At 33.9% G+C, this 8,200-nt stretch carries 8 protein-coding genes; all 8 read left to right on the top strand.

Going from position 1 to position 8,200, the window contains the following annotated elements:
- The first annotated feature begins 88 nt into the window (after nt 1–88).
- The 8 genes from RTY06_RS05490 (at nt 89) to RTY06_RS05455 (ending at nt 8,167) form a co-directional block, all read left to right on the top strand.
- Nucleotides 89–1,573, top strand: coding sequence for a hypothetical protein (locus RTY06_RS05490; RefSeq protein ID WP_312823392.1), 1,485 nt, complete (start codon nt 89–91; stop codon nt 1,571–1,573).
- A 128-nt stretch (nt 1,574–1,701) separates the two neighbouring features.
- Nucleotides 1,702–2,133 carry a hypothetical protein gene (locus RTY06_RS05485; protein ID WP_312823390.1) on the top strand — a complete coding sequence of 144 codons (432 nt, stop codon included), beginning with the start codon at nt 1,702–1,704 and terminating at the stop codon, nt 2,131–2,133.
- Nucleotides 2,134–2,140: 7 nt separating this feature from the next.
- Nucleotides 2,141–2,614 carry a hypothetical protein gene (locus RTY06_RS05480; protein ID WP_312823389.1) on the top strand — a complete coding sequence of 158 codons (474 nt, stop codon included), beginning with the start codon at nt 2,141–2,143 and terminating at the stop codon, nt 2,612–2,614.
- Nucleotides 2,615–3,085: 471 nt separating this feature from the next.
- The gene (locus RTY06_RS05475) at nt 3,086–3,217 is read left to right on the top strand and encodes a hypothetical protein (RefSeq protein WP_312823388.1); all 132 of its coding nucleotides are present in this window, start codon (nt 3,086–3,088) and stop codon (nt 3,215–3,217) included.
- Between the two features lie 179 nt (nt 3,218–3,396).
- A complete protein-coding gene (locus RTY06_RS05470; protein WP_312823387.1) occupies nt 3,397–4,161 on the top strand; it encodes a hypothetical protein in 765 nt (254 codons plus the stop codon).
- A gap of 51 nt (nt 4,162–4,212) precedes the next feature.
- The gene (locus RTY06_RS05465) at nt 4,213–5,430 is read left to right on the top strand and encodes a hypothetical protein (RefSeq protein ID WP_312823386.1); all 1,218 of its coding nucleotides are present in this window, start codon (nt 4,213–4,215) and stop codon (nt 5,428–5,430) included.
- Between the two features lie 82 nt (nt 5,431–5,512).
- On the top strand, nt 5,513–7,984 hold the full coding sequence (locus tag RTY06_RS05460; RefSeq protein ID WP_312823385.1) for a tetratricopeptide repeat protein: 2,472 nt from the start codon (nt 5,513–5,515) through the stop codon (nt 7,982–7,984).
- Nucleotides 7,985–8,041: 57 nt separating this feature from the next.
- The gene (locus tag RTY06_RS05455; protein WP_312823383.1) at nt 8,042–8,167 is read left to right on the top strand and encodes a hypothetical protein; all 126 of its coding nucleotides are present in this window, start codon (nt 8,042–8,044) and stop codon (nt 8,165–8,167) included.
- Nucleotides 8,168–8,200: the final 33 nt, after the last annotated feature.

The raw sequence follows: 8,200 nt of genomic DNA, 5'->3' as shown, positions 1-8,200 counted from the left end.
AAAATGAATAGACTTAAAATTGAATTAATTTAATAATGCACTACGAGTTTTATAATATTGTTTTGCTTGACAAATACAATCTCAAGAAATGAAAAACATAACATTTAGTTTCCTTTTTATCTTGACCTCAATAACATCTTGTACACAAGAAACGAAAGTTTCCAATCGGAAGATGTTAGGAAACCAAATAATCAATATTGTTCCTTTTTTAACAAAAGAGAATGTTTTTATCTATGTTGATAAAACAAACCTAAAACCTGTTCTCAAACAAAAATTTCGGAGTGCCTCTTTATTCACTTATACGGGGTTTGCGTATGTCGGAAACGAAAAAAATGAGTTTGCGGTAATAGACAAAAAAGGCAATATAATTCTGGATTTTTCTGACGAAGAGGTCAATTTTAATGTAGTCAATGGGCTTACTTTCTACAAAAAACAAATAGAATACGAAAAGAAAATGCCTATCTACAAATGGGATTGGAATATTCTGGGAGGCGACATCAAGAAAGAGCAGACCTACCACAAAATAGAGGTCGGGATTCTGGAATCTAAACAAATTTTATTGCGTAAAGATGTTCCTTACCTGGAAGATAATATCTATCTCAACATAGCTTCTGTAGATGAAAACCACGTTTTTTGGAGCGGGAAACTTTACGAAATCAAAAAAAACAGATTAGATAAAGTAGAGACAGGAATTGCAGAATTGCTTGATAATAAACGTTTCATAAAATCTAAAACTACCGCTTTTTCTATTTTTCAATTGGGGAAGAAAAATGCCTTTCACTCCGAATTGGCTGGTACGGAAACTATTTCTATCCGTTTTGGGCAAGAAACTATTACATTAAAAGAAGTAAATAAAGAACGTTACGCTCCGGAAATATCCAAAATTTTAGAGGATACCAAAACCGGCGATACTTATGCCTTCCCGCAATATGATAAGGTTTTTCCGAAAGAAATTAAAAAAGCAACACCTTCACAAATAGATTTTATCAAAAAAACTTCTCTGGTATATTCCATTAACAATTCGCCCTATTTTTTATTGGGGGTTTTTAACTATGATGAAAAAGTATGGGCATACGATTGGCTGTATATCGACACAGCAGGAAATGTGGTGAACGAACTGAAAGAAACGTATAATTTTAAAGTATTGGACCAAGTTGGTAATCTAGTCTGGCCCGATAGAAAAATGATTTTCCCTGATGAATTGAATACCGAAAAATGGAAATTCGGAAAAATAAAATCTTTTGAAGGGATGGCAGATTTGTACATTATTCCTATAGAAAACCAAAAAGGAATCCGTACCAAAGGTTTATGGAACAGCAGTAAAAAGAACTGGGAAATTACGCCAGAATATTATGACATTTCGGTTCTGGACACAGAAAAACAAATCTATGCGCTACAGAAAGAAGAAAAAGGTTTATACACGCTTTATAATAATCTTCATAAAAAATCTGTAAGCGCAAAGGCATATTATTCTATTAATTCTGATGGTTTAGTGAGTATTAAACAAAATTCAGGCGAATTGATATTTTATTATATTGATATCTATTCTGGAAAGGAATATAGAGAGAATTAATACACAAACATTAAAAAATAATACCAGATGCACTTAAAACATTTAACCATTTGTTTGTTCGTTTTTTTGATAATCGGGTGCCAGCAAGAACCAAAAGATGCACAACAAAAATTAAAAGGATATGTGGTGTGAACGATTCCGATGATGCAGAAGAATGGTTGAAAAACATTTTCAAAACCAAAAAATCCGACCAATATTTCCCTGCTTACAATGTGGAGGAAAAGCTTTGTACCAACAGATTTCGGCAGTTCATTGCAGAATCAGCCGAATTATACGGCCCTTCCAACTTAACTGATGAGGAATATCCAGCCGCTGAAAAAAAACACAAAGAAAAACGGACTGAAATATATCCAACTAAAGAGCGGGAAATGTGGCTTTTTGGAAGAGGAAATGGAGATACTGGAGAGTTGAAACAACTGAAAATCAGTGAAATTAAAAATAATATTTACGAAGTTTTTATCAATTATGATAATGATATCAAGACAAAAAATGAAGTAACTGTAGTTTCTGAAAATGGAAACTTTAAAATTGATTACTGCAAAACTGAATTTTTAGATTAAATATGCTATGGAAAACCCTCAAAAACCAATTAATTTAGATTTAATTCTTCTTAAAATCAAACATAAAGTTGAAACGCATTTTGCGGATAAATTTGTTTATGCAATACCCGAATGGGCAATGATGACCGCTTTGCCCGATATTTTTGCTACACTCAAGGTACATGGCAAAAATGGTGTACATTTATTAAAACAAAAGGTCAATTTTGAATTTGATTTTAAAAGTATGCAGTCATGGGAATTTTATGCGGATTTTCTGCGAAAGAAGATGGATGAACGGGAAAAAGTTGTAGGTTATGTGTTTTTTTTTACCGAAAATTTGATAAACGTAAAAGATGTAAACTACACTTCGGATTTGACGAAATTTCAAGAAGAGGAATTAAAAAAATTCAATCAAAACCAATTAGAAACTTATGGTATTCTAATTACAGATAAAGATTTGAATGTGGTAGAATCGACAGATGCACTATTGCTTTCATTGTGAAAAAGCCATGTTTCCGCGGATGTTTTTTCCTCCTGTTTCTAAGTAACTTACACCTTGTAAAATTCTAATGATTAAAAGAGTGAGAAATACGATAATTATAATAATTTTAGTAATCTTATCTGGGTGTGTATCGCAGGAAAAATCATTACGCATCACTTTGATTGAAGGAAGACCGACGAGAATAATGAAGGAAAATGAGATGCATAAAAAGTAATATTATAACAGATATGCAGATCGTACCGAACGTTTGACACCTGCAATTACGCTGTTAAGCACAGACCTAAACCGTTTAAAATTTCATATTGAGAGTAATATCTCGTCTGCTGGATTGAACATAAATAAAGTTAGAAAAATACGTTTTGAAGAAGGTAAAGTAAATGGTGAAAGTATTACCTTGAAGTACATCGTTGAAATTCAGAAAATTGCAGGAAAAAAAGTGCTTCTGTACGAGGATATAATTATGAACAAGAGATGAATTATACTATTCCGAAAGGTGTAAAACTTATCCAAGTTGGGCTTTATGAAGATTATATTGTTAATCCGTTTATAGAGCATCCAACGAAAGTATTTGAAAAAACCATCAATTTTACTGAAACCGACTAATCTACTAAAGAATTCGATATGCAAACCTTGAAGTTAAAGAAAAATATCATTTAACTGGAACAGAAGCTCTGGAATGGAGTAAAAGAAAATGTGTTATTCATGCAAAAAAAATCCGTTGAAATTTATAAAAAATATGCCGCATTTAAAAAATCTAGGTGTTTCTTTTAAAGTAAAATAAAATGACAGATTTAATAAAAATATTTCCGGAGTATGAAGATGTGTTTTATGATGATATGGAAAATCACAAAAAATACTTCTTGCCAATATGCTCTTTTAATTTAAAAATCATTAACCCCGAAAAAGATGAGTGGTTGCACATCGTATCGGTAAAAGAAATCTACGATGGTCGTGTAGACGAAGATAAGTCACAACATTACACCCAATTTACCAAAGCAGATATGTTTGGTTTTGATGTGATTGATGGCAAATATAAATTTGATGCAGATTGGGATTATTTTTCTGTACATACCGAGATATCTCCCGAAGATTATGGAAAAGAATACTCGGATTTGGAGATAGAATATAATATGAATGATTCGATATATAGGCTCAAAAAAGCTTATTACAAAAAACACAATTCATTGTATGATAAAGATTTTAATCGACCAGGATTAGAAGTTTATGACATTCGCCGATTGCAAAGATTGCGCAACCTTACGGTAGTAGATTTGGAGAAAGATGCCAATTCGGAATATGCAGTGGAACGTTTGCAGAATAAGGTTTTAGGCATTTTTGAAGAACTTAACATCAATATACTCCCCTTGGAAGAATGCAATTTTAGTGGCGAAAACCTTAGCGAAAAACCTTATAAGAATGATGGAAGGCTGATGGATTATATTGCATGTTTGGAAGGCTATGATTTTCAAAATACCGCAGCAGACCAAGTGTTTTTGTTTTATAACAGCGAGCTGAAAAAGGCAGTTATTTGTTTGGAGTACACTTAAAAAATAGCACTAGAATTTATAGGCATTAATATCATTTCTAATATAACATTGATGGATAATAAAGAAATCTGGATAGAAGAAAACACCCTTTTTTACAAAGACCACTGTAGCATAGAAAACGCCAATCTATTTACCCTGAAATATGCTTATGTACAGATTTTAGGTGATGTGCCCTATCTATTTATTTTTGCAGATAGGCAACATTATATCTCTACCAAACTTAACAATTTTGACAAAATATATCTTCAGATATCGGAAAGATATGGATTGGATGATGAAACTTTTTTTGCCGTATGTAAAACTGGACAAGAAGGAGATAAAGTAAAAATCTGGGCAAAAAAATCACCTCAAAATTTTCAGATTCTGGACGAGTATGAGTGTGACGGCGATTTTGGATACGAAGTATATGCAGAACCAAAACAGATGATATCCTGGGATACCACGTACGAACAATTGGAAGCATCTGGCTATGTTGAAGCTTATCTTAGCGATTTTGGAGCTAGATATTTAAGATTCAAATACCCGGTAAGGATAGAAGCTGTGCTTATCGCTGAGCTAGAAATTTATGCCGACAATACGGTTGCAAATCGACCTGTGCAAGAGTTTTTTGCCGACCTGTACGATGAAACCAATACCGATGAGAGCTATAAAAAATTACGCCAGCTCTGGATAAATGAGGATGTTGACATCAACCAATACGGCTATGAAAGAGATGACCAATGTTATCTTCAATTCGCTTTCGCAAAAGATATTAGCGCCTCTATTTGTTATACTTACGACAATGACACAGGTTATGATGATGGCAGTACATCGCTTCATTTTTATAATAAAAGAGAGTACAAATATTTTTTAGAAAATAAAGCGTACGAAGAAGTGATGGAAATATCCGGATGGATATCATTCAATAAAAAACTGGATATGAATATCAAATATGCGGATAATGAAAATGTAAAATATATTCCTCCAAAAGTAAATGAATTACTGAAAAACAAAAGTGGCATTTGGCTCGACAGTGTTAATCATAAAATAGGATTTGCTGGAGCAGATACTGCATTGATTTTGGATATTGAAAAAGTCAAACATTTCACACTCCAAAATATTCTTCCTGCAAAAGGCGCAGGATATGCCGATTTTATTGTTTATCTCAACACCGGAAACTATATGTATGTTTTCATAGAGGACACTTATTTCTTCGACCGTTTTGCTCAGCAATTGGAGAAGATAACGAAAAAGCCGGTCGAAATCCCTGAAGCGTATTATAACTGTTAAAATCCCAACAAATATGCAATGAGAATCAAAACCCCAGTAATCGGGGATATTTCAGAACATTTGGATTTGGTAATTTTATCCGATGGCACACAGAATATATTTATACAATTACGATGAAAAAACCAATCAGTCGTTCGAAACGCATTTAGGCGAATGGAATTACGAGATTCCACTCTTGCTGTATCCACTCATTGCCGAAAATATTAGAGTAGAAGATGTTGAGTTTTTCTCTGACAAAGAACAGGGAATTGTTCAGCTTCGTTATTTCTTTAATCTACTGGCAGATACATATAAGCTGCATTACAAAAAAGCTTACTATGAACCAGTGAATCAAATGTTTGAGTTTCTGGAAGCATTACCTTACGATTCTTTCATCATGAATGCCACAGATGTTTTCCATATGAACGAAGAAGCGCATAAAGTACAGGCAAAACAATGGTTAACAGAAATTCAGCAGAACTCTAAATTATACAAAAAAGCCGTTAAAAAACAAGATATTTCTGTTCTCGATTCTTTGTTTTCTCGATATGGTTATTCTTCGTTTCTCGATATTTTGCAAACCGACTGGGTCAATTATGGTCTGGGATATTTTGAGGAGCACGCTTACAAAAAAGCAGCTTCATCTGTTTTTGAGGAAAACGGAAAATTTGGGTTGAAGAGTTCAAAAGGCGTTATTTTGGTTCCTGCGATTTATGATGAAATATTTGAAGCAGATGATATTTATGGCATATCAGTCGTTCAAAAGAACACTTTGTTCGGATATCTGCAAAGTGACGGTAAAGAATTGATTGCTCCAATTTATGAACAAGCTTTTCAGGTTTTCGATTTTCAAGAAGACGAACCTTTAGGCGAAGTTACATTAAGTGGAAAATCTGGTATTTTAAAAATCAATTCAAATACTTGGTTGCTTCCTGCTGATTACGACAGCATTGAAAGCGTAGCTTACGGATTTTTAAGCATACAAAAAGATGGGAAATTTGGAGTTTACAGTAATGAAAAAGGAATCATTATTCCATTAGAAAGCGAAAGCGCATACGAATATGATTACCATCCCGAACTTTTTTTCACCAAAGAAAGAGGAACTGCTAAGCGCAGATATCATACAAGAGAAGGCCATTATCTGGGCAATTTTGTAGAAGGCAGTATCGTAAATGCAGGGGAAAGTTTCTGGATAAAACCTAATAAGTTCAACAAAAAGGGGCAGCTCATAGATAACATAGGGAACATCGTGGCTGATGAAGTTGACCGGTTGATTTCCGTTAGTCATTTTGAGGTGGTCGCTTTTAGTAAAGAAAAGCAGTGGCAACTGTATCACACTGTTAAAAATCTGTTTTTATTAAACGACCTAATCATTACTAATGTCACCATCAATCAGTCGGCTTATTACAAAAAAAATGTATTTGTCCTAGATGTAGAACAAGGTAAAGGCATTTATGATGCAGACCAAGAACGTTGGCTGGTGAATCCTCAATCAAACATTCACAAAGTTCATTATTTAGAGAATGGTTTTTTATCAGTTCAAAAAGATGAAGGACATCAATTGTTTGACTTTGAAATGGGTTTATCACCCGAATTATATGATTACATATCCAATCCTATGAATTATCGATCAGAAGAAGGTCTGCTATTTTTGTATAAAAACCAAAATCTATACAAAATACACGAAGATAAAAGCATTCATCCGGTAGAAGAAACCGAATATTCCAATATTTATCTTAATAGATATTCATTTCGGGGAAAGGATTTGGAATATTTTATTTCTTTTTATAACAGATGGAAAGATCTAGCAGGTGAAAACAGCGAACAGTTTTTGGACGTAGAGACCATTCGAAAAATAGCTTTTGATGCAAAAGAAAGTGGAAATTTTACGGAATCATTGCGTCTGTTCGAAATAGCTGCACAGAAAAATGATGCCGACAGTTGGGTGGAAATAGGCTTGTTGCTTACCGACCCCGAAATTAAAGAATTGTTCAATCCACAAAAAGGAATCTTATATTATGAAAAAGCGGCGCAGCAGAATCATCCTGTAGCCTGGAATAATATTGGCGCATTATACCAAAACGGAATTGGCTTTTCCCAAAACATCAAAAAAGCAATACAAGCTTACGAAAAAGCCGGTCAGCTGGGCGATGGGATGGCATTTAACAATCTGGGCGACTTGTATTACTTTGGCGAACACGTAAAGCAGGATTACAAAAACGCTTTAAAATTTTATCAGCAAGCCGAGCAAAAACGCTATTACAATTACGATAAAATCTCAGAAATACACTACCAGCAAAGAGATTACGAAAATCTTTTGGTCTATCTGAAAAAAGACTACGACCAGTCTTACTCAGGCATTTATTACGGTATCATTTACGAATTGGGCTTGGGCGTAAAAGCAGATTTGAAAAAAGCGATTACATACTTTGAGCAGGCCAATCGGTACAATCCATACGAGTATGCCACCCAGCGTTTGGTTTATTATTACAAAGAAAATCCGGAATTTAAAAACGAAAATAAATACCAGAAATGGAAATCATTTGCCGAAGAAAATGGTTTTGAAACCGAATAAATTTCATTAAAATAATTCAGAGAAACTTTTACTATAATGAAAAAATTAATAGTCCTTTTGGTTATACTCATCGGCGCAGGCAATCCTACTTTCGCACAGCTTCACCCAGCTTACAAGATATTGTACACCACCACAGATGAAACCATCGGCGGAAGAGGAGAATATCGCACGAGGTATTGGTAAATGATGAGAAGATAAAGATGGCAATACGCTCGG

It is taken from the genome of Epilithonimonas sp. (assembly GCF_032055105.1).
Classification (GTDB): Bacteria; Bacteroidota; Bacteroidia; order Flavobacteriales; family Weeksellaceae; genus Epilithonimonas.
This window is presented reverse-complemented; position numbering and strand designations above follow the sequence as displayed.